Origin of the sequence: Micromonospora sp. NPDC005324, from assembly GCF_040607155.1 — a bacterium.
In the GTDB taxonomy this organism is placed as follows: Bacteria; Actinomycetota; Actinomycetes; order Mycobacteriales; family Micromonosporaceae; genus Micromonospora; species Micromonospora trifolii.
The window spans coordinates 155004-179817 of sequence record NZ_JBEXGE010000008.1; the positions used below are offsets into that span (position 1 = coordinate 155004).

Below are 24814 nucleotides of genomic sequence, written 5' to 3' on the forward strand. Positions count from 1 at the left end.
CGGGTCAGCGGTCGAGGGCGGCGAGCGCGTCGACCGCTTTTCGGGCGGCGATGAGCACCGGATCCCAGACCGGCGCGTACGGCGGAGCGTAGCCCAGGTCCAGCTGCGTCATATCGTCCACCGTCATGCCGTTCCACAGCGCCACGGCCAGCGAGTCGATCCGTTTGGCCGCCTCGGACCATCCGACGATCTGCGCGCCGAGCAACCGGCCGCTGGGGCGTTCGGCGATCAGCTTGACCGTCATCGGCCGGGCACCCGGGTAGTAGCCGGCCCGGTTGGTCGACTCGGCGATCACCGAGACGAACTCGAAGCCGGCAGCCGTGGCGTCGCGCTCGCGCAGACCCGTCCGACCCACCTCCAGGTCGCAGACCTTGGTCACCGCCGTGCCGATCACGCCGGTGAACGTGGCGTACCCGCCGCCGATGTTGATCCCGGCGACCCGGCCCTGCTTGTTGGCGTGCGTGCCGAGCGGCACGTGCACCGGCAACCCGCTGATCCGGTGCAGGGTCTCCACGCAGTCACCGGCCGCCCAGACCCCGGGGTGCCCGGGCACCCGCATCCGCCGGTCCACCCGGATCGCGCCGGTCGGCCCGAGGGGCAGCCCGGCCGCCTCCGCGAGGGCAATGTTGGGGCGTACGCCCAGACCCATGACCACGACGTCGGTCGGGATCGGCCCCTCGGCGGTGACCACGGCGGACACCCGGCCGTTCCGCTCCTCCAGGCCGGTCACCGGCAGGCCGCCGCGGATCGTGATGCCGAGGCCGCGCATCGCGTCGGCGACCAGCTCGCCCATGTCGCTGTCGACCGTCGACATGGGCTGCTCGCCCGCCTCCACCAGGGTCACCGAGAGGCCGCGCTGCATCAGGGCCTCGGCGATCTCGACGCCGATGTACCCGCCGCCGACCACCACGGCCCGGCGGGGCTGCGGGTCGGCGTCCAGCCAGTCGCGCAGCGCCGCACCGTCGTCGAGGGTCTGCATGCCGAACACGCCGCCCGCGTCGGTGACCGCCCACGGTGGCTTCACCGGCACCGCGCCGGTGGCGTACATCAGGTCGTCGAAGCGCTCGCGGACCTCGCCGCCGCCCTTCAGGTCCCGGGCCACCACCTCGCGGCGTTCCAGGTCGATGGCCGTGACCTCGTGGCGCATCCGGACGTCCATCGCGTACTCGGTGCGGAACGTCTCCGGGGTCCGGGCGATCAACGCTTCGGGACCGGGCACCAGGCCACTGATCCAGTACGGGATGCCGCACGCCGAGTAGGAGGTGAAGTGGCCCCGCTCGAAGACCACGATCTCCAGGTCGCCACGGTCACGGCGGCGTCGGGCCTGGGACGCCGCCGACATTCCGGCGGCGTCCCCGCCGATGACGATCAGCCGTTGCGCCACGGGTCCATCCTGTCACGCGGTGATCAGCCGCGGGTCTGCCGTGCGACGTCCTGCACCACGTCGGTGAGTCGGCCGGTGCGCTCGAACACGGCGCGTTGCCGTGCCGCGCCGCTGCCGTGCCGGCGCAACCCACCCAACAGGTCGGTCACCTCGGCCCAGTCGCCGTGCTCCTCAAGCGCCGGCCGCATCCGCTCCACGAACCGGTCCAACAGCTCCCAGGCGGGGCGCAGCTCACCGTTGGTGACGTCGACGGCCTCGCCTTCCAGGCCGTCATGGGCGGCTCGCCAGTGCGCGCCGACCAGCAGGTGGTGGTCGGTCTGCAAGGCCGGCCGGCCGGCCTCGACATCCGCCATGGCGGTCGCCACCAGCGCCCGGACCAGCGCGGCGACCAGCACCGCGTCGTCCACCGACGGGCAGACGTCGCCGATCCGCAGCTCCACCGTCGGGTACTTCGCCGACAGTCGGGCGTACCAGTAGAGCATCCCCTCGTCGAGCATCACCCCGCTGGAGATCAACTGGCGGATCAACCGCTGGTAGTGCTCGTGCGACTCCAGGAACGGCGTCGGCGCCACCGACGGCCAGCGCTCCCACTCCACCGAGCGCCAACTGGCGTAGCCGGTGTCCTCGCCCCCGGAGAACGGCGAGTTGGTGGTCACGGCGTGCAGCATCGGCAGCCACGGCCGTACGTGGTTGAGCACCTGCACGCCGGTGTCCGGGTCGGGCACCCCCACGTGTACGTGCATACCGTTGTTGCCGGGGCCGGGGACGAGCAGCCGGAACCGCTCGATCATCAGGTCGAAGCGGGGCTTGTCCACCACCGGTGGCACCGGGCCGTCCACCGGGCCGGTGCCGATGGCGAGCAGGCGTACGCCGGCCCGCTCGGCGGCGTCGGAGAGCGCCCGACGCAGGACGCCGAGGGAGTGCCGGATCGACGAGAGCTCCAGGCCGGGCGGGCTGCCGATCTCGATCTGACTGGTCTGGAACTCTCGCTCCACCTGCCCGCGAAGTTCGGCCGGCACCTGCTCCATGACCAGGTCCACGGCCGGAACCGCGGCCCCGGTGTGCGGGTCGACGAGCAGGAACTCCTCCTCGACACCCACGGTGAGCAACCCGGTCGCCGCAGCAATGTCGCTGGGCGCCTCCGCCACCTGACCGGTCATCGACATCACCCGTCCGTTCCTACCGTTCGCGGTCCGTCCGCGTTGGTCCGCCGTTGGTTACCCAACGTGGCGATGCCGGGAAACGTGGCGGCGGTGCGTCGTATCGGGGGCGGGCAGCCGGATTTCGGCTGGGTGACGTGACAGCGGGTCCTATGCTGGGCCCGTGCCGGTGCTGCTGGGCTATGTCGGGGTCGCGTGGATGTCCGCGTTCGCCCAGCTCACAGTGCTCGCAGGCCGACCGGCAGACCTGCTCGCCGGTGCCGCGTTGACCGCCCTGGTGCTGCTCGCTGTGGTGCTGGCGGCCCGAGTGCACGACCGGGCTGGCGCGCCCGGTGCCGGGCCGCGGTCGGCCGGCCTGCGGGCCCGCTCCCGAAGTCGCCGGATGCCCCGCCAGATCGACCCGGATGCGGCCGGTCGTCCTCGTCCCCGTGCCCCGGGGCACCCCTCGGCCGTGTAGCGCCTCGCCGCCGCGCGGCCGATCCCGCCGTCACCGGCCCCCTTGCTGAGTGGATACCGCCCGGGGGGAGGGCCTCACCGGAATCGGACCGAGGGGTTTCCCATGCTTGCCTTCGCACCACTGCACGACACTGTCGCCGCCGCCGGCAGCGCGCTGTCCTGGCTCACCGAACTGCTCGCACCACTGGCCGGCGGTGCGGCGACCGCCGCCGCCATCGTGCTCCTCACCATCGCCGTCCGCCTGCTGATCTCGCCGCTGACCGTCGCGCAGGTCCGCGGCGAGCGGCGCCGCGCGGCGCTCGCCCCGCAGGTCCGTGACCTCCAGCAGCGGTACGCGGACGACACGGCGACGCTTCAGCGCGAGGTGTTCACGTTGTACCGGGAGGCCGGCGCGAACCCGATCGCCGGCTGCCTGCCGCTGCTCATCCAGGCGCCGTTCCTGCTGGTGCTGTACCGGTTGTTCAGCACCAGTGAGGGCGGCACCGGGTTGCTGGACGAGCGGTTGGCCGGCGTGCCACTGGGTCACCATCTCAGCGACGGGCTGGCCGGTGCGGCCGGACCGCTGTTCGGCGTACTGCTGGTGGTGTTGCTGGCGGTGGCCTGGTGGTCGTCGCGGCGGGCCCGCCGGGCGTCGGCGGCGGTGGGCACTGTGGCCGGTACGCCGACCGAGGGGCCGGGGGCGGCCACGCTCGGCCGGCTGCTGCCCCTGCTGCCCTTCACGACAGTGCTGGTGGCGCTGGTGCTGCCGCTCGCCGCGGTGATCTATCTGGTGACCACGAGCGTGTGGTCGGCCCTTGAGCAGGCGGTGCTGCGCCGTCCGCAGGCGGTCCCGCCGGGCCCCCTGGACAGAAACAGTTAACTGTCTTAATAATTGGCAGCAACGTTGACGTCCATAAATGCCCGTCCAGGCCCGGAGGGTCGCATGAAACGCTCCAGATCCCTTGTCCTGTCCCTCGTCACCGCCCTCGCGGCGACACTCGGCGCGGCCTGGGTGGCGCTGCCCGCGTACGCCGCCGGCGCCACCGCCAGCTTCGTCAAGACCGCCGACTGGGGCTCCGGCTGGGAGGGGAAGTACACCATCACCAACGGCGGCAGCTCGACCATCAACGGCTGGAACCTCGCCTTCGACCTGCCGTCCGGCACCACCCTCGGCAGCTACTGGGACGCGTTGCTCAGCTCAGCCGGCCAGCGGCACACCTTCACCAACCGGTCCTGGAACGGCACGATCGCCCCGGGCGCGTCGGTCTCCTTCGGCTTCCTGGCCAGCGGCTCCGGCTCGCCGAGCGGCTGTCAGCTCAACGGCGCGTCCTGCGGCGGCGGCACCCCACCCACCACGCCCCCACCCACCACGCCGCCGCCGACCACCCCACCGCCGACCACGCCACCGCCGACCGACCCGCCCACCGGCGGGCTGCCGAAACACCTGCTCACCGGGTACTGGCACAACTTCGACAACCCCGCCGTCGAGCTGCGGCTACGCGACGTCCCCGCCGAGTACGACCTGGTGGCGGTCGCCTTCGCCGAGGCCACCGCGACCCCCGGCGCGCTCACCTTCGGCATCGACAGCGGACTGGCCGCCGCTCTCGGCGGCTACACCGACGCGGACTTCACCGCCGACGTGCGCACCCTGCACAGCCGGGGCAAGCGGGTGATCCTCTCCGTCGGTGGCGAGACCGGCCGGGTCACTGTGAACAACGCCGCCTCGGCCACCGTGTTCGCCGACACGGCCGCCGCGCTGATCGCCCGGTACGGCTTCGACGGGATCGACATCGACCTGGAGAACGGGCTCAACCCGACGTACATGGCGCAGGCGCTGCGCGCGCTGCGGGCCAAAGTCGGGTCGGGGCTGATCATCGCGATGGCGCCGCAGACCATCGACATGCAGAACCCGGCCGGGGGCTACTTCAAGCTGGCGCTCGACATCAGGGACATCCTCACCGTCGTCAACACCCAGTACTACAACTCCGGCGCGATGCTCGGCTGCGACCAGAACGCCGCGTACGGCCAGGGCACCGTGAACTTCATCGTCGCGTTGGCCTGCATCCAGTTGGAGGCCGGGCTCCGCCCCGACCAGGTCGGCCTCGGCCTGCCCGCCGGAGCGGGAGCGGCCGGCGGCGGCATCGTCGCGCCCAGCGTGGTCAACGCCGCCCTGGACTGCCTGGCCCGGGGCACCAACTGCGGCAGTTTCCGCCCGCCGCGCACCTACCCCGGCATCCGGGGCGCGATGACCTGGTCGGTGAACTGGGACGTCAGCAACGGCAACGCCTTCGCCACCACTGTGGGCCCGCACCTGGACACCCTGCCCTGACCGTGCTCGCCGGCGTCCGGTCCGGACGCCGGCGGGAGGCGGTAACGCGGATCAGCGACCGGCGGTCACCGACCGCCGGTCGTCGCGATCCCGGCGCTTGCGAACCTTGCGGATCACCCAACTGGCCACCATCACGACGAAGACCGCGACGATCGCGTAGTTGAACCAGTCGCTGTAGCGCGCGACGTCCTGCCAACGGCTTCCGAGCGCGTAACCGGCGCCCACGATGAGACCGTTCCACACCCCGCTGCCGATGGTGGTGAGCAGGATGAACTCGCCCAGCGGCATCCGGTTGGCCCCGGCCGGCACGGAGACCAGGCTGCGGACCACAGGCACCACCCGGCCGACCAGCACCGCCCACCGACCGTGCCGCTCGAACCACTTGTCGGCCTTCTCCAGGTCGTCGCTATCCACCAACGGGATGTGGTCCAGCCAGCGCTTGAGTCGTTCCTCACCGAGAGCCGCGCCCAGCCAGTAGAGCACCAACGCGCCCACCAGCGAGCCGACCGTCGCGGCCAGCACCACCACGAAGACGTTGAACTCGCCCTCGTGCGCCAGGAAACCGGCGAGCGCCAGCACGATCTCACTGGGGATCGGCGGAACGATGCTCTCCAGCGCCACCAGCAGCGCCACGCCGACCGGGCCCATCGCCTCGATCACCGAGGCCACCCAGCCGGTCAACCCGGTGAACTCGGACGGGTCGCCAGCCTGGGCGTACGCCATGGTCGTCCTTCCGGTCGGCTTGCGGGGATCGGAGGGTCATACCCAGCGGGGCCGGAGCTACACCCGCGCTCAGTGCTCCGGGTGCAGCGCGGTGTCCGCCGGCCCCTGCCGCCAGCCGGTGAAGACCACGCTGAGACCGGCGCGGGACGGCGCGCAGCAGAACGGGCCGGCCACGGCCTCGGCCGCCGGGTCCAGCGGGGCGAGCCGGACCAGTTGCCACGGCTCGTCGTCGACCCGGGCGCGGATCGTCAGCGCGTCGCCGGCCCGGCTGACCCGGACGGTCACCTCCCGGCCCGCCCACTGCGGCACCGGCCCGACCGACCAGTCGGAGAACTCCCGGGTCACCACCGCGCCGAGCTGCACCTCGCCGTCGCTGATCTCGACGCCGGCCTTGGTCCAGGTCCGTTCGTCGACGCGCACGAACGCACCGGCCTGGTCGAACTGCGCCGAGAAGTCGAGCCGGAAACTCACCTCCATGGCGGCGCCCACCGGCAGCGGTGCCAGCAGGGCCGGGCCGTTGTCGTGTACGAAGCCGTAGCTGGTCCGCCGCCAGAAGTCGCTGTCCGCCGCCGGCTCGACGACCAGCTCGCCGGCCGGGCCCTCCTCGACGCGTACCGGCGGGTGCAGCCAGCTGCCCCGGGACCAGTCCAACAGTTCGCTCGGCGGTACGAGGTCGGTCGCCATGACGGCACGGTAACCAACACCGCCCACAGCCGCCGCACGGGTTTGCCGCGGTGATCGAACGGAGATGTTCCTCCGGCATGGGTGACCGTTGGTATTCCGAAGCCGTCGTCTACTGCCTCGACATCGACACGTACGCCGACTCGGACGGCGACGGGGTCGGTGACATCCGTGGGCTGATCGGGAGGCTGGACTACCTGGCCCGGCTCGGCGTGACCTGCCTGTGGCTGCACCCGATCCACCCGTCGCCCAATCGCGACGACGGCTACGACGCCACCGACTTCTACAACGTGGACCCGCGCTTCGGCACCCTGGGCGACTTCGCCGAGCTGCTGCACCAGGCGCAGAACCGGGGCATCCGCGTGATCATCGATTTGGTGGTCAACCACACCTCCGACGAGCACCCGTGGTTCCAGTCCGCCCGATCCTCGCCGGACTCGCCCTACCGGGACTGGTTCGTCTGGTCCGACACCGAACCGGACGACCGGCACCAGGGCATGGTCTTCCCCGGCGAGCAGGACGAGACCTGGAGCTACGACCGGACCGCCAAGGCGTGGTTCTACCACCGGTTCTACAAGTTCCAGCCGGACCTCAACTTCGCCAACCCGCAGGTCCGGGACGAGATCAAGAAGATCATGTCGTTCTGGCTCCAGCTCGGTGTCTCCGGCTTCCGGATGGACGCGGTGCCGTTCATCATCGAGCTGACCGAACCGGGCAACCCGAACTCCCCGAAGGACTTCGAGTTCCTCACCGAGATGCGCCAGCACGTCCAGTGGCGCCGCGGCGACGCCGTCCTGCTGGCCGAGGCGAACGTCGAGCCGGACCAGCTACCGACGTTCTTCGGCGACGCCAGCGGTTCCGGCAACCGGATCCACATGCTCTTCGACTTCATGCTCAACGGGCGACTCATGCTCGCCCTGGCCCGCGAGGACCCGGAGTCGCTGATCGAGGCGCTCCGCGACACCCCGAAGCTGCCGGTCGGCGGGCAGTGGGCCACCTTCCTGCGCAACCACGACGAGATCGACCTGTCCCGGCTGACGACCGAACAGCGCAACCAGGTGTACGCGAAGTTCGGCCCGGACGAGAACATGCGCATCTACGACCGGGGCATCCGTCGCCGGCTCGCCCCGATGCTCGGCAACGACCGGCGGCACATCGAGTTGGCGTACGCCCTCCAGTTCTCCATGCGCGGCACGCCGGTGCTGCGCTACGGCGAGGAGATCGGGATGGGCGAGAACCTGTCGCTGCCCGGTCGGGAGGCGATCCGTACGCCGATGCAGTGGTCGTACCAGCCGAATGCCGGCTTCTCCACGGCGGAGGAGGAGAAGCTGGTCCGCCCGGTGATCGACAAGGGCGAGTTCGGCTACCAGAACGTCAACGTCACCGCCCAGCGCGGCGACGCCACGTCGCTGCTCGCCTGGTTCGAGCGCATGATCCGTACGCTGCGGGAGGCTCCGGAGATCGGCTCCGGCTCGACGACCCACATCGACGTGGCGATGCCGGCCGGAGTGCTCGCGCACCGGGCCGACGGCCCGACCGGGACGATGGTCTTCGTGCACAACCTCAGCACCGAGGACGTCGAGGTGGACCTCAGCAGCCTCGAGCCGGAGGCCGACCTGCCGATCGACGTGCTGGCCGACCGCGGCTACGGAGAGTTGGGCAAGCTCGGCGCTTTGCGGGTCTCCGGCCACGGATACCGGTGGATTCGCCTATGCCGAGGGTCGGCCTGTTGAGGTTAAGCTCCTCCGATCGACCCCAAGTTACCGGGAGGTAATAATGTCGGAGGAGTCCCGCGTCGCCATCGTCACCGGAGCCGCACGCGGCATCGGCGCGGCCACCGCCCGACGGCTGGCCGCCGACGGAATGGCCGTCGCCGTGGTCGACATCGAGGAGGCGGCCACCAAGGAGACGGTGGACGCCATCGCCGGGGCCGGTGGCCGGGCGCTCGGGGTGGGCGCCGACGTGTCCGACCGGGACCAGGTCGAGGCGGCGGTGAGCCGGATCGCCGACGAGCTGGGCGCGCCCACCGTGCTGGTCAACAACGCCGGTGTGCTCCGCGACAACCTGCTCTTCAAGATGACCAACGCCGACTGGGACACGGTGATGGGGGTGCACCTGCGCGGCGCGTTCCTGTTCAGCCAGGCCGCCCAGAAGCACATGGTGGACCGGAAGTGGGGGCGGATCGTCAACCTCTCCAGCACCTCCGCGCTGGGCAACCGGGGCCAGGCGAACTACGCCGCCGCCAAGGCCGGTCTCCAGGGCTTCACCAAGACGCTCGCCATCGAGCTGGGTCCGTTCGGGGTGACAGTGAACGCTGTCGCACCCGGCTTCATCGTCACCGACATGACGGCGGCCACCGCCGCCCGGATGAAGGTCGACTTCGACGACTTCCAGAAGCACGCCGCCGCCGAGATCCCGGTCCGTCGCCCGGGCCGGCCGGAGGACGTCGCGCACACCATCTCGTTCCTGGCGAGCGAGGGCGCCGGCTTCGTCTCCGGTCAGGTCATCTACGTCGCGGGCGGCCCGCGGGACTGACCCCGTACCTCACGACGAGGGCGCTCCGGCAGGTGAGCCGGCGCCCTCGTCGCCGGGTCTTCCCGCCGGGGCCCTTCTCGCCGGGTCAGGCGGGTGCGCGTCGGGTACGCCAGAGCCAGATCAGGCCGAGCACCGGCAGCACCAGCGGGATGTAGCCGTACCCGCTGCCGAACTGCGACCAGACCGTCTCGTCCGGGAAGAGGTCCTTGTCGACCAGGCTCAGGATGCCGACAGCGACCACCCCGACCAGCTCCACCGAGCAGCACGCCAGCGCGACCCGACGGCCGGTGTGCCCGGCGCGGGCCAACCCCACCGCCGCCACGATGTAGATGAGCGCGGCCACCCCGGAGAGCAGGTACGCCACCGGCGCCTCGTCGAACCTGGTGGCGATCTGCAAACCCGCCCGACTCGTCGCCGCGATCGCGAAGAGCAGGTAGACAGCGATCAGCAGCCGTCCCGGGCCGGAGTTCGTGCGCTGCCGAGCCGGCTCTGTCTCAACCACCGAGAACCTCCCAGGTCTGCTGCAACCGGACCACCACCACCGGGGCCACCAGGCAGACCGCGCACACGATCGCCGAACCCCAGCGGGTCGGTTCCATCCGGGCCAGCACCCAGGCCAGCGGCGGCAGGCACACCAGCGTGACCAGGTAGCCGAAGAAGGCGCCGGGCTCGCCGGGCCGATCCCCGCCGCCGACCGCGACGAGCGCCAGCACGCTCAACACCAACAACGCCACTTCGAGTACGGCCAGACCGACGAACTGCACCCGGTCCGGCGGTCGGTGGCGTACCGACGCCACCAGCGCCCACACCGCCACGAGCAGCGACAGCACGATGGGCACTGTCGCAACGATCCCGTCCACCGGCGAATCGGCGCCCACGCTGTTCACCGGCTCCACCCGGTCGTTGACTCGGTCACCGGCACAGCCTACTAACCGTCGTAGTAAAGGGGTGCCCTGCCTCTCCGCGTGTGACGCGCGCCCGTCGAGGGGTCCGCAGCCCCGGTGCCCACTCTTCTCGGGTGGGCGTCAGTCGCCTGCTTGCAGCCAGTAGACGGAGAGGGCGAGGAGCGGGTCCGGTCCGTCGTTCCGAATCTGAAACGACGGCGGGCTGCTTCGATTGGTCGAACCCGCCGCCGTCATGGCCGCCTGGGCGACTAGCGTGGATCACGTCCGTGGCGTTGCCGCGGTGCGGGGAAACAGCGGAGGTACACGTGCTGCGGTTCGGCTTGTTCGGCACCGGTCACTGGGCGATCGAGACGCACGGGAAGGCGCTGCACGCACATCCCGATGCCGAGTTGGTCGGGGTGTGGGGCCGCAACCCGGAGCGGGCCTCCGCGCTGGCCGAGCGGTACGGGGTGCCCGCCTACGCCGACGTCGACGCGCTGATCGAGCAGTGCGAGGCGATCGCCGTCGCGCTGCCGCCGGACATCCAGGCCGACATCGCGGTCCGGGCCGCCCGCGCCGGTCGGCACCTGCTGCTGGACAAGCCGCTGGCGCTCACCGTGGCCGACGCCGACCGTGTCGTGGCCGCCGCCGAGGAGTCCGGGGTCGCCTCGATCGTCTTCTTCACCCAGCGGTTCCAGCCGAACGTGACAGCGTTCCTCGCCGCCACCGCCGCCGCCGGGGGCTGGCAGCACGGCCGGACCACCGCGTTCGCCTCGATCTTCCAGGACGGCAGCCCGTACGGCGGCTCGTTGTGGCGTCGGGAGCACGGGGCGCTCTGGGACATCGCCCCGCACGCCCTCTCGATCCTCCTGCCGGTGTTGGGCCGGGTGAACCAGGTGGCGGCGATGGACGGACCGAGCGGGATGGTGCATCTGCTGCTCACCCACGAGGGCGGCGCCACGAGCAGCGCCTCGCTCTCCCTGGACGCGCCGACCGAGTCGATGGCCCGGGAGTTCGTGTTCTACGGCGAGAACGGCATCGAGGACGTCCCGTTCGGCGAGAACGACGCCGCCACCGCGTTCGGCGTCGCCATCGACCAGCTCGTCGAGCAGGTGCAGGCCGGCACCCGGGACCACCGCTGCGACGTCCGCTTCGGCCGTGAGGTCGTCGCCATCCTCGCCGCCGCCGAAACCGCCCGCACCGAATCCCGCACCATCCCAATCCCCTAACCCCACCCCCCGGGGGCCCACCCCCAACCCGGCGACCATGAAGTTAGCGGCGCGACACGCCGTGGCGGAGGAGGGCAATAACTTCATGATCACCGGGGCCGGGCCGGGCCGGGCCGGGGTTGGGTTGGGTTGGGTTGGTGGGTTTAGGTGGGGGTGGAGAGGGCGGCGTTCAGTTCGTCGGGGGAGCTGAACTGGTCGGGTGGTAGGGCCTGGAGCATGTGCAGCATTGCCGTGCTGGCCCCGTTCTCCTGGCCCCAGCGGATCAGGTCCTCCCGAGAGACCGGGTAGTCGAGCCCGGCCAGGTACTCCTGCAACTGAACCCCGGTGACGGTCATGTCGGCCGGCTACCCGCTCGCGGTGGCCGTACACAGGCGTGGTTGGGGCCCACGGCGGCCCGGCGGCCGGCGTGTCGGCCCGCGACGCGCGCACGGTTTGTCGCAGCGGCGGCCGGGTAGCCGCTGGCATGCTGGTTCAGCGGCTCGGCGCGCCGAGCGATTTCGACCCGTTGCTGGAGCGCGTTCGGAACGCCCGGGTGGTGATGATCGGTGAGTCCACCCACGGCAGTTACGACTACTACCGGTTGCGCGAGCAGCTCACCCGCCGGTTGATAGCGGAGTGCGGTTTCTCCTTCGTCGCCGTGGAGGGTGACTGGCCCGACTGCGATCGGGTGCACCGTTCGGTGACTGCCGCGCCGGGCGGCGCGCTCGAACCGCAGCTCGCACTCGAGGAGTTCGAGCGATGGCCGACCTGGATGTGGGCCAATGCCGAGGTGGCCCGGTTCGCGAGTTGGCTGCGGGCCTGGAACGTGGAGCGGCCGGAGGAGCAACGGGCCGGGTTCCACGGGCTCGACGTGTACAGCCTCTGGGAGTCGATGCAGGCGATCTTCGACTACCTGGGGGAGGAGGACCCGAAGTCGCTGGAGGCGGCGCAGGACGCGTACCGGTGTTTCGAGCCGTACGGCAAGAGGGTCGAGGAGTACGGCGCGGCCAGCCGGTTCGTCTCCGCCCGTTGCGAGGAGGAGGTCGTCCGGTTGCTCGCCCGGACCCGCGAGCACGCCCTGTCCGACGGCCCGGACCGCTTCTCGGCCTGGCAGAACGCGGAGGTGGTGGCCGGCGCCGAGCGGTACTACCGGGCGATGGTGGCCGGCGGGCCGGACTCGTGGAACATCCGCGACACCCACATGCAGGACACCCTGGACCGGCTGTTGGACCGGTACGGTCCCGACGCCCGGGGCATCGTCTGGGCGCACAACACGCACGTCGGGGATGCGCGGGCCACCGACATGGCCGCCGACGGGATGGTCAACATTGGTCAGCTGGCCCGGGAGCGGCACGGCGAGGACGCGGTGGCCCTGGTCGGCTTCGGCAGCTACCGCGGCACTGTGATCGCCGCACCCCGCTGGGGTTCGCCGCCCGAGGCGATGGTGGTGCCCCCGGCTCGGGACGGTTCGATCGAGCGGCGGTTGCACGAGCTGATGCCGGAGCGGGCGGTGCTGATCTTCGGCGGCGACGACCAGCCGGGATGGGTCACCGAAACCGTTGACCACCGGGCGATCGGGGTCGTCTACGACCCGTCGTTCGAGTCCTGGGGCAACTACGTGCCCACCCGGCTGGGCGACCGCTATGACGCCTTCATCTGGTGCGACGACACCACGGCCCTGCACCCGCTACCGGTGCCGGCGGTCCCCGGCGAGATGGAGACCTACCCGGCGGGCGTCTGACCGGCGCCTGATCGCGTCGATCATGGAGTTGTGGTGCTGGACGAAGGCCTCTGATCGGGGCACGACGGGCACCACAACTCCATGATCGGCCAGGTGGGGCGGGGTAGGTCAGACGTGCGTCGGGCTGCGGTCCTCGAGGTGGGTGCGCAGGCCCTCCCCCTCGATGTCCACGTTGGGCAGGGCGCGGTTGAGCCAGCGGGGCAGCCACCAGGCGCGGTCGCCGAGGAGTGACATCACCGCCGGGACGATGGTCATCCGGACCACGAACGCGTCGATGGCGACACCGATGGCGAGCGCGAAGCCCATCGACTTGATCACCGGGTCCTCCAGGAAGACGAAGCCCCCGAAGACCGACATCATGATCAGCGCGGCGGCCGTGACCACCCGTGCGCCGTGCCCCATGCCGCTGATGGTGGCCTGTCGGGCGGTCGCACCGTGGACGAAGTCCTCCCGCATCCGGGACACCAGGAACACCTCGTAGTCCATGGCGAGCCCGAACAGGATGCCGATGAGCAGGATCGGCAGGAAGCTGATCAGCGGGCCGGGCGTGTCCAGGCCGACGAGGTCGGCGAGGTGCCCCTGCTGGAAGACGGCCACCGTGATGCCGAACGTTGCGGCGACGGTGAGCAGGAAGCCCAGCGCCGCCTTGATCGGCACCAGCAGCGAGCGGAACACCAGCATCAGCAGCAGCACCGAGAGCCCGACCACCAGCAGCAGGTAGATCGGTAGCGCGTCGGAGAGCTTCTCGGAGACGTCGATGCCGATGGCGGTGACGCCGGTGAGCAGAACGCCCGCGTCGGGGATCCCGCTCACCGCGCCACGGATGTCGTGCACCAGGGTCTCGGTGGCCTCGTCGGTCGGGCCGGTCTTCGGCACCACGCCGAGCAGGGCGGTCCGGCCGTCCGGGCTGAGCTGGGGCGGCGCCACCGCGAGGACGTTCTCGGTGCGCTGGAGCAGGGCGGTGACCTGCGGCACGGCGGCCGAGGTTGCCTGTGGCGTGTCACCGGCGACCACCACCGCGAGCCGGCCGGTGAAGCCCGCTCCGAAGCCCTCGACGGTCAGGTCGTTCGCCACCCGGGCGGGTGAGCCGACCGCGGCCGTCGCGGCGCCCGGCAGGGCCAGCCGCATGTCCGGCGTGGGCAGCGCGAGCAGCCCCAGGCCGAGCAGGCCGACCAGGATGACCGGTACCCGGAACCGGGTGATCAGTCGCGCCCAGCGAAAACCGAACGCGGACTGGTCCTCGAGCGCGGCCGGCCGGTCGGTGACGTCCGAGTCGTCAGTGTCGGCGGCGATGCCGTCGGCGGTGGGTAGGGAGCGCAGCCGGCGGGGGAGCACCCGGCGACCGGCGAAGCCGAGCAGCGCCGGCTGGAGGGTGATGGCGACCAGCACGGCGACGGTGACAGTGCCGGCGGCGGCGAGACCCATCACGGTGAGGAACGGGATGTCCACCACGGCGAGCCCGGCCAGGGCGATGACCACTGTGGCGCCGGCGAAGACCACGGCCGAGCCGGCGGTGCCCACGGCCCGGCCGACCGCCTCCTCCGGGGACAGGCCGTCGAGCAGGTTCTGCCGGTGCCGGGAGGTGATGAAGAGTGAGTAGTCGATGCCGACCGCGAGACCGAGCATCAGCGCCAGGATCGGCGCGGTGCTGGTGAGCTGGACGACGCCGCTCAGCGCGAACAGTCCGGCCATGCCGGCGCCCACGCCGATCAGCGCGTTGAGCATCGTCATGCCGGCGGCGACCAGGGAACCGAACGTGATGATCAGGACGATCGCGGCGACCAGCACGCCGAGCGCCTCGGTGGAGCCGATCTCCGGCTCACCGCCGAGCACCTCACCGCCGGGGGCGACCTGCCAGCCCTGCGCCTTGGCCGCTGCGCCAACCTGCTCGTACGCGGTGCGCTGCTCGTCGGTCACGTCGTCGCCGCCGCTGGCGAACTGGACCTGGACCAGCGCGTACCGGCCGTTGGGTGAGACCGCGCCGACCTGCAGCGGGTTGACCGCGCCGACCACGCCGGGCAGTGTCGACGCCTGCTGGACGAGCTCCTGCACGACGGCCTGACCCTGCGGGGTGGCCAGTTGGCCGTCGGCGGGCGCCTTGACCGCGATGGTGCCGGTGGCGCCGCTGGCCGCGGGGAACTGGTCGGCCAGCAGGTCGAGCGCGCGCTGGCTCTCGGTGCCGGGCATCGTGAAGTTGCTCGCCGTCGGGCCGCGCAGGGTCGCCGCGGCCAGGCCGGCGCCGACGAGTACGACGAGCCAGAGCGCGACGACGAGCCGTCGCCGGCGCAACGCGCCCCGGCCGAGCCGGTAGAGCAGGGTGGCCATCAGGAGTCCTTGTCCTCGGTCGTGGGTGGATGGGGCAGTGGTGCGTCGACGGGTTCGACGGCCCGCCGGGCGAGGGTGAGCAGGGCGAGGCGCAGTTCGTCGTCGGGGATGTCGGCGAACTCGCCGCACGCCTCGGAGATGCCGGCGAGCAGCACCAGTGCGGCGATCCGGGCGCCCGGCCGGTCGGAGTGCCCGGCCAACGCGTCCCGCAGCCGGTCGGAGATCTCCTGGATGTGCGCGAAGGCCGGCTGGCACAGCAGTTCCGGGAACTCGCCGCGCAGTACGGCGATCTCCTGCCGGAACCGGACCGCGAGGTCGACGAAGCCCTGTGCGGCGACCTCCTGGGCTGCCGCTCCGGTCAGGCCGTTGAGCTGGTCGTCGAGGTTGCGGAGCACAGCGATCGCGGGGGCCATCAGCTCGGCGAGCAGGGCTTCCTTGTTGGCGAAGTGGTAGAGCACTGTGGCCTTGGAGCAGCCGACCTCCCGGGCGATGTCCTGCAACGAGGTGCCCCGGTAGCCGGTCACCGTGAACTGCCGCGCCGCCGCGGCGAGTATCTCGCCGTGCGTGTCGGGTACCGCTCTGACCATGCCCGGTCCACCTCCCGCAGACCAGCATGCCTGACCGATCGGTCAGACCCTGACCGATCGGTCAGATGGAAGCGGTGGCGTTCGCCACACCCCTGGCGGGTTTCATCAGGTCTGCTGGGCGTCGTACCGGGTCCGCGCCTCGGCGATGGCCCGGCGGTGCCGCTCGGCCCAGCTGGTCAGCGCGACCAGCGACTCGTAGAGCTCCAGCGCCATCGGGGTGGCGGTGTATTCGACCTTGGGCGGGACGGTGGGGTAGACCGTGCGGTGCAGCAGGCCGTCCCGTTCCAGGTTGCGCAGCGTCAGCGTGAGCATCCGACGGCTGATCCCCTCGATGTGCCGCTCCAGCTCGGTGAAGCGCACCGGCCCGTTCGAGGCGGCCACCAGGATGCCGATGCTCCACTTGCCGCCGACGCGGTCGAGCACCTCGCGGACGGTGCACGCCCGAGCCTGACCCGGGGTGAACGGCACGTTCTCGGCCGAGCAGGTCAGCTCGGCCTTGACCAGCGCGGACACATCGCTGTTCCTCTGGGACATCAAAGTGCCTCCTTCCGCTCCGGTTCATGGTCACAGACGATGACCTCGGTAACAAACCGTGCACCAAGGAGGGTTTCGTGGAGCGTGTCGTCCCATCCCGTTGGCCGGCGCTGCTGGTGCTCTGCGCCGGCAGCCTGATGATCATCCTGGATGGCACAGTCGTCGCGGTGGCGCTGCCCGCCATCCAACGCGACCTGGGCTTCAGCGCTGCCGGCCTGGCCTGGGTGGTGAACGCCTACCTGGTCGCGTTCGGCGGGCTGCTGCTGCTCGCCGGCCGGCTCGGTGACCTGCTGGGCCAGCGCAGGGTCTTCCTGGCCGGCGTCGCCCTGTTCGCGCTGGCCTCGCTGGCCTGCGCGGTCGCCACCGGGCCGGCCCTGCTGGTGGGCGCGCGGTTCGGGCAGGGCGTCGGGGGCGCGCTGGCAATGGCCGTCAGCCTCGGCATGATCGTCCGGCTCTATCCCGAGCCGGCCGAACGGGCCCGCGCCATCGCCGTCTTCAGCTTCACCGGCGCGGCCGGTGCGTCGGTCGGCACTGTCGCCGGAGGGGTGCTCACCCAGGCCGCCGGGTGGCGGACGATCTTCCTGGTCAACGTGCCGATCGGGGCGGCCATCCTCATCGCGGCCCTCCGCCGGCTCCCGGCCGAACGAGGGATCGGCCTGCGCGCCGGCCTGGACCTGCCCGGCGCGCTGCTCGCCACCGCCGGTCTGATGGCCGCCGTGTTGGGCATCGTCGGAACGGGCGAGCACGGCTGGACAAGCCCTCGGACGCTCGGCGCGGTGGCCCTCGCGGCGTTGCTGCTCGGCGGGTTCGCGCTGCGCCAACGGGTGGCGGCGGCCCCGCTGGTGCCGCCCCGGGTGCTGCGCGTCCCGGGTCTGGTGGCGGCGAACGCCGTGCAGTTCCTCATGGTCTGTGCGTACTTCGGGTTCCAGTTCCTGCTCGCCGTGGAGCTGCAACTGGTGCTGGGGTTGGACGCCGCCGCGACCGGCTGGGCCTTCCTGCCCACCCCGGTCGTGATCGCCGTGGTCTCGCTCGGCCTGGCCGGTCGGCTGATCGGCCGCTTCGGTGCCCGGATGGTTCTGCTGGTCGGGCTCGGCCTGGCGACCGTCGGCTTCCTCCTGCTCGCCCGGCTGCCCGCCGACGGCGGCTACGGCGTCGACGTACTCCCGGCGATGTTGATCTTCGGGGTGGCCGGCGGCCTGACCCTGCCGGCGGTCACCACACTGGCCATGGCCGGCGCGACCGACACCGACGCCGGGCTCGCCTCCGGCCTGGCCAACACCACCCAACAGGTCGGCGGAGCGGTCGGTCTTGCCGCGCTGGCCACAGTGGCCGCCACCCGCAGCGACGCGCTGCGGGCCGCCGGCTGGGACGGGACCGCCGCGCTCGCCGGCGGCTACCGGACCGCGTTCGCCTGGGCCGCCGGCCTCGTGGTCGCCGCGTGGCTGGTGGCGCTGACCACGGTGCCCCGACGCCCGGCCGGGCCGTCGTCGGCGGCCGACCCGTCGGAACCGTCCGGGGCGGTGGCCAGAATCGATCCGCACCGAAGCGCCGCGTCCAGTTGACCGACGGCAGCGAGGCCGGGAGGGTGGTCGGGTGAGCAAGGCTGACGAGACCCGCGACGGCGTGGCCCTGACCAACCTGGACCAGCCGCTGTCCGACCGTGACGACGCGACGAAGCGTGACCTGGTCGACTACCTCGACGCGGTATCCGACCGGATCCTCCCGCAGCTGCGGGGCCGGCCGCTGTCGGTGATCAGGGTCCGCCCCGGCCAACCGCCGTTCATGCAGAAGAACCTGCCCCGCTACACCCCGGACTGGGTCCGCCGGGCGCCGGTCTGGGCGGAGGCGTCGCACCGGGAGATCTCGTACGCCCTCTGCGACGACCGCCGCACCCTGCTCTGGTTCGCCAACCAGCGGGCGGTGGAGTACCACCCGACGCTGGCCACCGTGGCGGATCTGCACCGCCCGACCCACCTGATCCTCGACCTGGACCCGCCGGACGGCAACGGGTTCCGCGCGGCGGTCGACGCCGCCCTGCTGGTCCGTCAGGCGCTCGCCGATGCCGGCCTGGCCGGCGCCGTCAAGACCAGCGGCGCCAAGGGAGTGCACGTCTTCGTCCCGGTGACCGACGAACCCACTGCCGAGGAGTTGGCAGCCGCCACCCGAGCGCTCGCCGTCCGCGCCGAGCGGCTCGACCCGGCGCTGGCCACCACGGCGTACATCAAGGAGGACCGGGGTGGCCGGGTCTTCGTGGACGCCACCCGGGCGGGCGGGGCGACAGTGGCCGCCGCGTACAGCCCCCGGCTGCGCCCGGGGATGCCGGTCTCGTTCCCGGTCGACTGGGCCGACCTGACCGCTGTGACCCCCGCCGACTTCACCATCTGGACCGCGCCCGCACTGCTCGCCGACGGCGACCCGTGGGCCGCGCTGATGCCGGCCCCGCAACCGCTCCCCGCCGACCTTGTCGCCGAGGGTCGGACCATCCCGGTGGCCCGGGTGCAGGCCATGCACGAGGGGAAGCGCCGGGCCCGCGCCCGCCGCGAGGCCGGCTGACCGGCTCGTCTGGCCCCGCCCGCGCCCGGCGAGCGGCGGATTGTCGGTGGGTTGTGGCACGATTTCGCAGGTGAGCAGCAAATCCGACGCGACCCAGCGACTGGCCGACCTGGCGCGGCTGCGCCGGGTCCGCGACCGGATCGACCGGGAATACGCGTCTCCGTTGGACGTCGAGGCGCTCGCCCGTGGCGCAAACCTGTCGGCCGGGCACCTCAGCCGCGAGTTTCGCCTCGCCTATGGCGATTCTCCCTACAGCTACCTGATGACCCGACGGATCGAGCGGGCGATGGCCCTGTTGCGCCGTGGCGACCTGAGCGTCACCGACGTCTGTTTCGCCGTCGGTTGTTCGTCGTTGGGCACCTTCAGCACCCGCTTCACCGAGCTGGTGGGCGTGCCGCCCAGCGTCTACCGGCGGCAGGCGGCGCAGGCGACGGCCGGAATGCCGTCGTGCGTGGCGAAGCAGGTGACCAGACCGGTCAGGAATCGAGAAGCGCGGGTCACCGAGCCGCAACTAGCGTGACCAGCATGGACATCACCATTCACTCGAGCTTCCTTCCGCACACCGATCCGGAGGCCTCGCTGGTCTTCTACCGCGACATCCTCGGCTTCGAGGTCCGCCTCGACGTCGGGTACGAGGGGATGCGCTGGATCACGGTCGGGCCGGTCGGCCAGCCCAGCACCGCCATCGTCCTGCACCCGCCGGCCGCCAACCCCGGCATCACCGACGACGAGCGGCAGACGATCCTTGAGCTGATGGCCAAGGGCAGCTACTTCGGCGTCAACCTCGCCACCACCGACCTCGACGCCACCTTCGCCAAGCTGGAGGCCAGCGACGCCGAGGTCGTCCAGGAGCCGACCGAGCAGCCGTACGGCGTGCGCGACTGTGCCTTCCGGGACCCGGCGGGCAACATGGTCCGCATCCAGGAAGTGCGCTGAGTCCTGCGCGCCCGACAGATGGAGACACGATGAGCACGGCCATCCAGCCGTCCGCGCCGCACGTCGCCGACAGCCACGACCTGATCCGGGTGCAGGGCGCGCGGGTGAACAACCTCAAGGACGTCAGCGTCGAGATCCCGAAGCGGCGGCTGACGGTGTTCACCGGTGTCTCCGGCTCCGGCAAGAGCTCGCTGGTGTTCGGCACCATCGCGGCCGAGTCACAGCGGATGATCAACGAGACCTACAGCGCCTTCGTGCAGGGCTTCATGCCGACGTTGGCGCGGCCCGAGGTCGACCTGCTGGATGGTCTGACCACGGCGATCATCGTGGACCAGGAGCGGATGGGCGCCAACTCCCGCTCCACCGTCGGCACCGCCACCGACGCCAACGCGATGCTGCGCATCCTGTTCAGTCGGCTCGGGCAGCCGCACATCGGCTCGCCCAACGCGTACTCCTTCAATGTTCCCTCGGTGAAGGCGACCGGCGCGATCACCGTCGATCGCGGCGCCGGCAAGACGAAGACCGAGAAGGCGACCTTCAACCGTCTCGGCGGCATGTGCCCGCGGTGCGAGGGCATGGGCGCGGTGACCGACATCGACCTGTCGGCGCTCTACGACGACAACCTCTCGCTCAACGAGGGCGCGATCACCATCCCGGGTTACAGCATGGAGGGCTGGTTCGGCCGGATCTTCCGGGGCTGCGGCTACTTCGACCCGGACAAGCCGATCGCCAAGTTCACCAAGCGGGAGCTGCACGACCTGCTCCACCGGGAGCCCACCAAGATCAAAATCGACGGGATCAACCTGACGTACGCGGGCCTGATCCCGTCGATCCAGAAGTCCTTCCTCGCCAAGGACATCGACGCGTTGCAGCCGCACATCCGCGCCTTCGTGGAGCGCGCGGTGACCTTCACCACCTGCCCCGAGTGTGCCGGCACCCGGCTCAGCAAGGAGGCCCGGTCGTCGAAGATCAAGGGCAGGAACATCGCCGACGCGTGCGCGATGCAGATCAGCGACCTGGCCGCCTGGGTACGCGGTGTCGAGGAGCCGTCGGTGGCCCCGTTGCTGGCCGGCCTGCAACACCTCCTCGACTCGTTCGAGGAGATCGGGCTGGGCTACCTGTCGCTCGACCGGCCGTCGGGCACCCTCTCCGGCGGCGAGGCACAGCGCACCAAGATGATCCGCCACCTCGGCTCCTCGCTCACCGACGTCACCTACGTCTTCGACGAGCCGACGATCGGGCTGCACCCGCACGACATCCAACGAATGAACGAGCTGCTGCTCCAACTGCGCGACAAGGGCAACACCGTGCTGGTCGTCGAGCACAAGCCGGAGGCCATCGCCATCGCCGACCACGTCGTCGACCTCGGGCCCGGAGCCGGCACGGAGGGCGGGACCGTCTGTTACGAGGGCACCGTGGAAGGTCTGCGGGCCAGCGGCACCATCACCGGCCGCCACCTCGACGACCGGGCGGCCCTCAAGCAGACGGTGCGGACGCCCACCGGCAAGCTGGAGATCCGGGGCGCCACTGCCAACAACCTCCAGGACGTGAACGTCGACGTACCCCTCGGGGTGCTCGTCGTCGTGACCGGCGTGGCCGGCTCCGGCAAGAGTTCGCTGGTGCACTCCTCGATCCCGGCCGGCGCGGGAGTGGTGTCGATCGACCAGGGCGCGATCCGCGGCTCACGGCGCAGCAACCCGGCCACGTACACCGGGTTGCTCGACCCGATCCGCAAGGCGTTCGCGAAGGCCAACGGGGTGAAGCCGGCGCTGTTCAGCGCCAACTCCGAGGGTGCCTGCCCGAGCTGCAACGGCGCCGGCGTCATCTACACCGACCTGGGGATGATGGCGGGCGTCGCAGCCCCCTGCGAGGACTGCGAGGGCAAGCGGTTCCAGGCGTCCGTGCTGGAATACCGCTTCGGCGGCCGCGACATCAGCGAGGTGCTCGCGATGTCGGTGTCGGAGGCCGAGAAGTTCTTCGGCGCCGGCGAGGCGCGTACGCCGGCAGCGCACGCCATCCTCGACCGGCTCGCCGACGTCGGGCTCGGCTACCTGAGCCTGGGTCAGCCGCTCACCACCCTCTCCGGCGGGGAGCGGCAACGGCTCAAGCTGGCCACCCACATGGCCGAGAAGGGCGGCGTCTACGTCCTCGACGAGCCGACCACCGGCCTGCACCTGGCCGACGTCGAACAACTGCTCGGCCTGCTCGACCGCCTGGTCGACGCCGGCAAGTCGGTGATCGTCATCGAGCACCACCAGGCGGTCATGGCGCACGCCGACTGGATCATCGACATCGGTCCCGGCGCCGGCCACGACGGTGGCCGGATCGTCTTCGAGGGCACACCCACGGACCTCGTCGCCGCCCGGTCCACCCTCACCGGCGAGCACCTGGCGGCGTACGTCGCCAGGTGACCGGCCGCCCTCGGTCGACGTTCACGCCACCGGTCGTCGGACGCTGCGTGCCGTCGTGCTGGCGAGGACTCCGCAGGTGGCGGTGATCAGACCGAGGGCGACAGCGGCCGGGGTGACGTACCCGGGCACGGACGAGGTGACGTAGTAGCCGCCACCGCTGAGGCGACACTCGAAGTGGAGCGGGAGGAAGCTGACGTCGTACCCGACGACCAGGCTCGCCACCTGTGGTCCGGCCTCGCGACAGGGTTCGACGGGGGCGGATCCGGCACCACCGTCCTCGGCCTGCAGCACCGCGTAGCCGAGGTGGAGCAGGCCCCAGGCGTACAGGGCGACGGCACCCGCGCCCGCGAGTAGGGCCGCCGCCCGCACCCGTTCGTCCTTCCGGAGGACCGCGCGGACCCCACGGACGGTGAGGACGGTCGCGATGACCCCCCCACCCAGCGCGGCGAGGAGCAGACCGAGAAACAGCATGATCGACATTCTGGCGTGTGTTCCGCCAAAATGATGAAGGCCCCTGACCGAATTTCTGGTCAAGAGCCTCTGGTGCTGGTCAATCTTGGTGCCTCCGGCGCGGCATGTCACAGAACTCCCTGCTCGGCGCGCTTTCAGAAGCCACTGGTGGGGTGTTTCGTCCGAGCTCCACGTTCGCGACCGAACTGCGGGATGCCCGTGCGCGCCTATGCCTCGGATCCCGTCCCGGTCAGCTCGTGACCGTCGCCGTCGGTCGCCAACGCGAACCACGAGATCGGGGCAGCACCCACCGTGGTCGGCGCGGTGCGGCGTACTCCTGAAGCGCCTGGCCGTCGGCGCGGCAGACGCCCGTACTTGACGATCGTGGTGCCGGCCTCTTGGCGTCCGGAGCACGGCTCGACCTCACCGCACGTCACACACTCTCCGGACGGTCGGACCGTCAGGTGGCGTTCGAGTTCTGCCTGGGCTCGTTCGACCTCTTCCAGTGCCACGCTGGCCAGATAGGTCGTGCTCACCACGGCCTCGACGATGGCGTGACGCGCAAGGCGCGTATGCGAACGAGTGCCGATCGAGAGCTTGGGCCGAGCGGCGTGCCGTCTACCCGCAACGCCAGGCCTTCCCTGTTCAACGATCCATGGCCGTGCATCCGAATCTGGTCACCGGCACGGGTGACGCGTGGAGTCAGATCACTGCGTCCGTGCATGTAATCCTGCTCCCCGACCTCGATCACGTCGCATAGCGATCACGGCTCCGGCCAGGTCGAGCGCCACGGAAAGCGGATCGATTGCTGTAGCTGGCAGGTAGCCCTGGTCTGACCCGCTCGCCTTCATCAACGGGCGTAACGCCTCTTGGTGTTCAACCGCGACAGCCGGGTGATTGATGAGGTCGCGTGCCGCGTTGGCGTCCTCGTCGTGGATCGCATCTGCCACCAGCTGTTTGGTCAGGTTGTCTACAACCTCAATTGGCAAGCCCGCCGAGAGGTCCAGGGCCGTCAGTCCGAGGCGGACGCGGAACACTGCGAGCCCGGGAGTTCGCGGTACAGCTGACACTCGATCGATGAGGTCAGCGTGGTCGACGGCGACCGCCCCCAGGGCCAACTCCTGCCAGGTCTTAAGGAGCCCATGCACCGCCTGCTCCCACGGCGCCTCGATCTCGGTGGCCGCGAGCAGAGCCGCTGCTGAGGGCCCTTTGTCTTGCAGGAGATGAGCGACGATCGCAACCTGTCGTCCATCAAGGAGGGTCGGTCCGATCCCGTCGTGTCGGCGTACATGGTTCACAGCGTCGTTCCATCGTCCGGCGAGGGTGAGGGCGCGTGTTCCGTCGGAGAGCAGTGTGCCGCGCAGCCAACTGGTGATCTGGTGGAGTTCTTCGGGATCGGCGGGAAGTTGTCGAGGGTGTATCTCCAGGCCATCCAGAAGAGCGGGAGTGCCGCCGACGATGGCCGTGTACAGGTGGGTGAGTAGGCGGTACGCGCCGTCGCCGTCGCCTTCACGGATGCGTAGGCGTGCGAGGTTGACGACTGGTTCGAGAGCGAAACGGGCCGTGTAGCCGTTCAGCGGCGCTTGGTTGAAGTAGAGGCTGGCGTGGCGGTGGCACCAGTCGCGGGCAAGGTTGGGGTCTCCGCAGTCGGAGGCGATGAGGGCGGCCCCGTTGAACACCATGGACGCCTTGTCCGGGTCGCTCTCTCGGTGTGCGGTTTCGGCGAGTCTGACGAGCCGGTCTACTCGTGCGTCCAGTGGTTTCGCGGGCGGTCGTTTGCGGGCGACGAGAGGGAAGCGGGCCGCGATGGTGACGGCACGAGACGGAGTCATGATGTCCTCATCTGCTGCGGAAGGGCCGCGAGTGGGCAACGAGGTGCGTTCAGGTCGTACGTGACGGCTCAGCCGCGCTCGTCCAACGGGGCGCGGGACAGGGCAC

General features: G+C 70.9%; 25 protein-coding genes. 12 read left to right on the top strand and 13 right to left on the bottom strand.

Going from position 1 to position 24814, the window contains the following annotated elements:
* Window positions 1–4: 4 nt before the first annotated feature.
* Together ABZS40_RS11185 and ABZS40_RS11190 are read right to left on the bottom strand one after the other, a co-directional pair.
* Window positions 5–1384: an FAD-dependent oxidoreductase gene (locus ABZS40_RS11185; RefSeq protein WP_354943161.1), complete on the bottom strand. Its 1380-nt coding sequence runs from the start codon at window positions 1382–1384 to the stop codon at window positions 5–7.
* A 23-nt stretch (window positions 1385–1407) separates the two neighbouring features.
* A complete protein-coding gene (locus ABZS40_RS11190; RefSeq protein ID WP_354943162.1) occupies window positions 1408–2544 on the bottom strand; it encodes a glutamate--cysteine ligase in 1137 nt (378 codons plus the stop codon).
* A 163-nt stretch (window positions 2545–2707) separates the two neighbouring features.
* On the opposite strand from ABZS40_RS11190, the gene ABZS40_RS11195 reads away from it, so the two are divergent.
* The 3 genes from ABZS40_RS11195 to ABZS40_RS11205 all read left to right on the top strand — a co-directional run bounded on the left by ABZS40_RS11195 (window position 2708) and on the right by ABZS40_RS11205 (window position 5308).
* Complete coding sequence (locus ABZS40_RS11195) at window positions 2708–3001, top strand: DUF6412 domain-containing protein (RefSeq protein ID WP_354943163.1); 294 nt, start codon at window positions 2708–2710, stop codon at window positions 2999–3001.
* 102 nt (window positions 3002–3103) lie between these two features.
* Complete coding sequence (gene yidC / locus ABZS40_RS11200; protein WP_354943164.1) at window positions 3104–3859, top strand: membrane protein insertase YidC; 756 nt, start codon at window positions 3104–3106, stop codon at window positions 3857–3859.
* Between the two features lie 63 nt (window positions 3860–3922).
* Window positions 3923–5308 carry a cellulose binding domain-containing protein gene (locus tag ABZS40_RS11205; RefSeq protein ID WP_354943165.1) on the top strand — a complete coding sequence of 462 codons (1386 nt, stop codon included), beginning with the start codon at window positions 3923–3925 and terminating at the stop codon, window positions 5306–5308.
* 51 nt (window positions 5309–5359) lie between these two features.
* Here the strand turns inward: ABZS40_RS11205 and ABZS40_RS11210 are convergent, their stop codons facing one another.
* Window positions 5360–6031, bottom strand: coding sequence for a DedA family protein (locus ABZS40_RS11210; RefSeq protein WP_354943166.1), 672 nt, complete (start codon window positions 6029–6031; stop codon window positions 5360–5362).
* 69 nt (window positions 6032–6100) lie between these two features.
* Window positions 6101–6715 (bottom strand): DUF1349 domain-containing protein, encoded by a 615-nt coding sequence (locus ABZS40_RS11215; protein WP_354943167.1) that lies wholly within the window; start codon window positions 6713–6715, stop codon window positions 6101–6103.
* Between the two features lie 77 nt (window positions 6716–6792).
* On the opposite strand from ABZS40_RS11215, the gene ABZS40_RS11220 reads away from it, so the two are divergent.
* Window positions 6793–8445, top strand: coding sequence for an alpha-amylase family protein (locus ABZS40_RS11220; protein ID WP_354943168.1), 1653 nt, complete (start codon window positions 6793–6795; stop codon window positions 8443–8445).
* Between the two features lie 43 nt (window positions 8446–8488).
* The gene (gene fabG, locus ABZS40_RS11225; RefSeq protein WP_354943169.1) at window positions 8489–9247 is read left to right on the top strand and encodes a 3-oxoacyl-ACP reductase FabG; all 759 of its coding nucleotides are present in this window, start codon (window positions 8489–8491) and stop codon (window positions 9245–9247) included.
* Between the two features lie 85 nt (window positions 9248–9332).
* On the opposite strand, the gene ABZS40_RS11230 is transcribed toward fabG, so the two are convergent.
* Complete coding sequence (locus ABZS40_RS11230) at window positions 9333–9749, bottom strand: hypothetical protein (RefSeq protein ID WP_354943170.1); 417 nt, start codon at window positions 9747–9749, stop codon at window positions 9333–9335.
* Window positions 9742–10134, bottom strand: coding sequence for a hypothetical protein (locus tag ABZS40_RS11235; RefSeq protein WP_354943171.1), 393 nt, complete (start codon window positions 10132–10134; stop codon window positions 9742–9744). Before ABZS40_RS11235 ends, ABZS40_RS11230 begins: the two co-directional genes overlap by 8 nt.
* Before the next feature lie 323 nt (window positions 10135–10457).
* Between ABZS40_RS11235 and ABZS40_RS11240 the strand changes: the two genes are divergently transcribed.
* Window positions 10458–11360 (top strand): Gfo/Idh/MocA family oxidoreductase, encoded by a 903-nt coding sequence (locus ABZS40_RS11240; RefSeq protein WP_354943172.1) that lies wholly within the window; start codon window positions 10458–10460, stop codon window positions 11358–11360.
* 143 nt (window positions 11361–11503) lie between these two features.
* On the opposite strand, the gene ABZS40_RS11245 is transcribed toward ABZS40_RS11240, so the two are convergent.
* Entirely contained in the window at window positions 11504–11695 is a 192-nt protein-coding gene (locus ABZS40_RS11245) for a DUF2795 domain-containing protein (protein WP_354943173.1), read from the bottom strand.
* Between the two features lie 128 nt (window positions 11696–11823).
* Between ABZS40_RS11245 and ABZS40_RS11250 the strand changes: the two genes are divergently transcribed.
* The gene (locus tag ABZS40_RS11250; RefSeq protein WP_354943174.1) at window positions 11824–13080 is read left to right on the top strand and encodes an erythromycin esterase family protein; all 1257 of its coding nucleotides are present in this window, start codon (window positions 11824–11826) and stop codon (window positions 13078–13080) included.
* 108 nt (window positions 13081–13188) lie between these two features.
* On the opposite strand, the gene ABZS40_RS11255 is transcribed toward ABZS40_RS11250, so the two are convergent.
* The 3 genes from ABZS40_RS11255 to ABZS40_RS11265 form a co-directional block, all read right to left on the bottom strand.
* Entirely contained in the window at window positions 13189–15405 is a 2217-nt protein-coding gene (locus tag ABZS40_RS11255; protein ID WP_354943175.1) for an MMPL family transporter, read from the bottom strand.
* A complete protein-coding gene (locus tag ABZS40_RS11260; protein ID WP_354943176.1) occupies window positions 15405–15992 on the bottom strand; it encodes a helix-turn-helix domain-containing protein in 588 nt (195 codons plus the stop codon). The genes ABZS40_RS11255 and ABZS40_RS11260 overlap by 1 nt, the downstream gene beginning before the upstream one ends.
* 105 nt (window positions 15993–16097) lie before the next feature.
* Window positions 16098–16529 (bottom strand): helix-turn-helix domain-containing protein, encoded by a 432-nt coding sequence (locus tag ABZS40_RS11265; RefSeq protein ID WP_354943177.1) that lies wholly within the window; start codon window positions 16527–16529, stop codon window positions 16098–16100.
* 74 nt (window positions 16530–16603) lie between these two features.
* On the opposite strand from ABZS40_RS11265, the gene ABZS40_RS11270 reads away from it, so the two are divergent.
* The 5 genes from ABZS40_RS11270 to ABZS40_RS11290 all read left to right on the top strand — a co-directional run bounded on the left by ABZS40_RS11270 (window position 16604) and on the right by ABZS40_RS11290 (window position 22426).
* Window positions 16604–18088 carry an MFS transporter gene (locus tag ABZS40_RS11270; protein WP_354943178.1) on the top strand — a complete coding sequence of 495 codons (1485 nt, stop codon included), beginning with the start codon at window positions 16604–16606 and terminating at the stop codon, window positions 18086–18088.
* The gene (locus tag ABZS40_RS11275) at window positions 18060–19079 is read left to right on the top strand and encodes an ATP-dependent DNA ligase (RefSeq protein WP_354943242.1); all 1020 of its coding nucleotides are present in this window, start codon (window positions 18060–18062) and stop codon (window positions 19077–19079) included. Before ABZS40_RS11270 ends, ABZS40_RS11275 begins: the two co-directional genes overlap by 29 nt.
* 70 nt (window positions 19080–19149) lie before the next feature.
* Window positions 19150–19599 (top strand): helix-turn-helix transcriptional regulator, encoded by a 450-nt coding sequence (locus tag ABZS40_RS11280; RefSeq protein WP_354943179.1) that lies wholly within the window; start codon window positions 19150–19152, stop codon window positions 19597–19599.
* Window positions 19600–19604: 5 nt separating this feature from the next.
* On the top strand, window positions 19605–20015 hold the full coding sequence (locus tag ABZS40_RS11285) for a VOC family protein (RefSeq protein WP_238657381.1): 411 nt from the start codon (window positions 19605–19607) through the stop codon (window positions 20013–20015).
* Between the two features lie 29 nt (window positions 20016–20044).
* Window positions 20045–22426 (top strand): excinuclease ABC subunit UvrA, encoded by a 2382-nt coding sequence (locus ABZS40_RS11290; protein WP_354943180.1) that lies wholly within the window; start codon window positions 20045–20047, stop codon window positions 22424–22426.
* 21 nt (window positions 22427–22447) lie between these two features.
* Here the strand turns inward: ABZS40_RS11290 and ABZS40_RS11295 are convergent, their stop codons facing one another.
* From ABZS40_RS11295 to ABZS40_RS11305, 3 genes are all read right to left on the bottom strand, one after another.
* Window positions 22448–22897 carry a hypothetical protein gene (locus tag ABZS40_RS11295; protein WP_354943181.1) on the bottom strand — a complete coding sequence of 150 codons (450 nt, stop codon included), beginning with the start codon at window positions 22895–22897 and terminating at the stop codon, window positions 22448–22450.
* Window positions 22898–23103: 206 nt separating this feature from the next.
* The gene (locus tag ABZS40_RS11300; RefSeq protein WP_354943182.1) at window positions 23104–23415 is read right to left on the bottom strand and encodes a hypothetical protein; all 312 of its coding nucleotides are present in this window, start codon (window positions 23413–23415) and stop codon (window positions 23104–23106) included.
* A 168-nt stretch (window positions 23416–23583) separates the two neighbouring features.
* Entirely contained in the window at window positions 23584–24708 is a 1125-nt protein-coding gene (locus tag ABZS40_RS11305) for a hypothetical protein (protein WP_354943183.1), read from the bottom strand.
* Between the last annotated feature and the right edge of the window lie 106 nt (window positions 24709–24814).

What these genes read in the sequence shown, in the direction of transcription:
- ABZS40_RS11220 (WP_354943168.1), top strand. Translation starts at nt 6,793, where the DNA reads ATGGGTGACCGTTGGTATTCCGAAGCCGTCGTCTACTGCCTCGACATC.
- ABZS40_RS11305 (WP_354943183.1), bottom strand. Translation starts at nt 24,708, where the DNA reads ATGACTCCGTCTCGTGCCGTCACCATCGCGGCCCGCTTCCCTCTCGTC.
- ABZS40_RS11245 (WP_354943173.1), bottom strand. Translation starts at nt 11,695, where the DNA reads ATGACCGTCACCGGGGTTCAGTTGCAGGAGTACCTGGCCGGGCTCGAC.
- ABZS40_RS11210 (WP_354943166.1), bottom strand. Translation starts at nt 6,031, where the DNA reads ATGGCGTACGCCCAGGCTGGCGACCCGTCCGAGTTCACCGGGTTGACC.
- ABZS40_RS11285 (WP_238657381.1), top strand. Translation starts at nt 19,605, where the DNA reads ATGGACATCACCATTCACTCGAGCTTCCTTCCGCACACCGATCCGGAG.
- ABZS40_RS11215 (WP_354943167.1), bottom strand. Translation starts at nt 6,715, where the DNA reads ATGGCGACCGACCTCGTACCGCCGAGCGAACTGTTGGACTGGTCCCGG.
- ABZS40_RS11205 (WP_354943165.1), top strand. Translation starts at nt 3,923, where the DNA reads ATGAAACGCTCCAGATCCCTTGTCCTGTCCCTCGTCACCGCCCTCGCG.
- fabG (WP_354943169.1), top strand. Translation starts at nt 8,489, where the DNA reads ATGTCGGAGGAGTCCCGCGTCGCCATCGTCACCGGAGCCGCACGCGGC.
- ABZS40_RS11295 (WP_354943181.1), bottom strand. Translation starts at nt 22,897, where the DNA reads ATGCTGTTTCTCGGTCTGCTCCTCGCCGCGCTGGGTGGGGGGGTCATC.
- ABZS40_RS11260 (WP_354943176.1), bottom strand. Translation starts at nt 15,992, where the DNA reads ATGGTCAGAGCGGTACCCGACACGCACGGCGAGATACTCGCCGCGGCG.
- yidC (WP_354943164.1), top strand. Translation starts at nt 3,104, where the DNA reads ATGCTTGCCTTCGCACCACTGCACGACACTGTCGCCGCCGCCGGCAGC.
- ABZS40_RS11250 (WP_354943174.1), top strand. Translation starts at nt 11,824, where the DNA reads ATGCTGGTTCAGCGGCTCGGCGCGCCGAGCGATTTCGACCCGTTGCTG.
- ABZS40_RS11255 (WP_354943175.1), bottom strand. Translation starts at nt 15,405, where the DNA reads ATGGCCACCCTGCTCTACCGGCTCGGCCGGGGCGCGTTGCGCCGGCGA.
- ABZS40_RS11190 (WP_354943162.1), bottom strand. Translation starts at nt 2,544, where the DNA reads ATGACCGGTCAGGTGGCGGAGGCGCCCAGCGACATTGCTGCGGCGACC.
- ABZS40_RS11290 (WP_354943180.1), top strand. Translation starts at nt 20,045, where the DNA reads ATGAGCACGGCCATCCAGCCGTCCGCGCCGCACGTCGCCGACAGCCAC.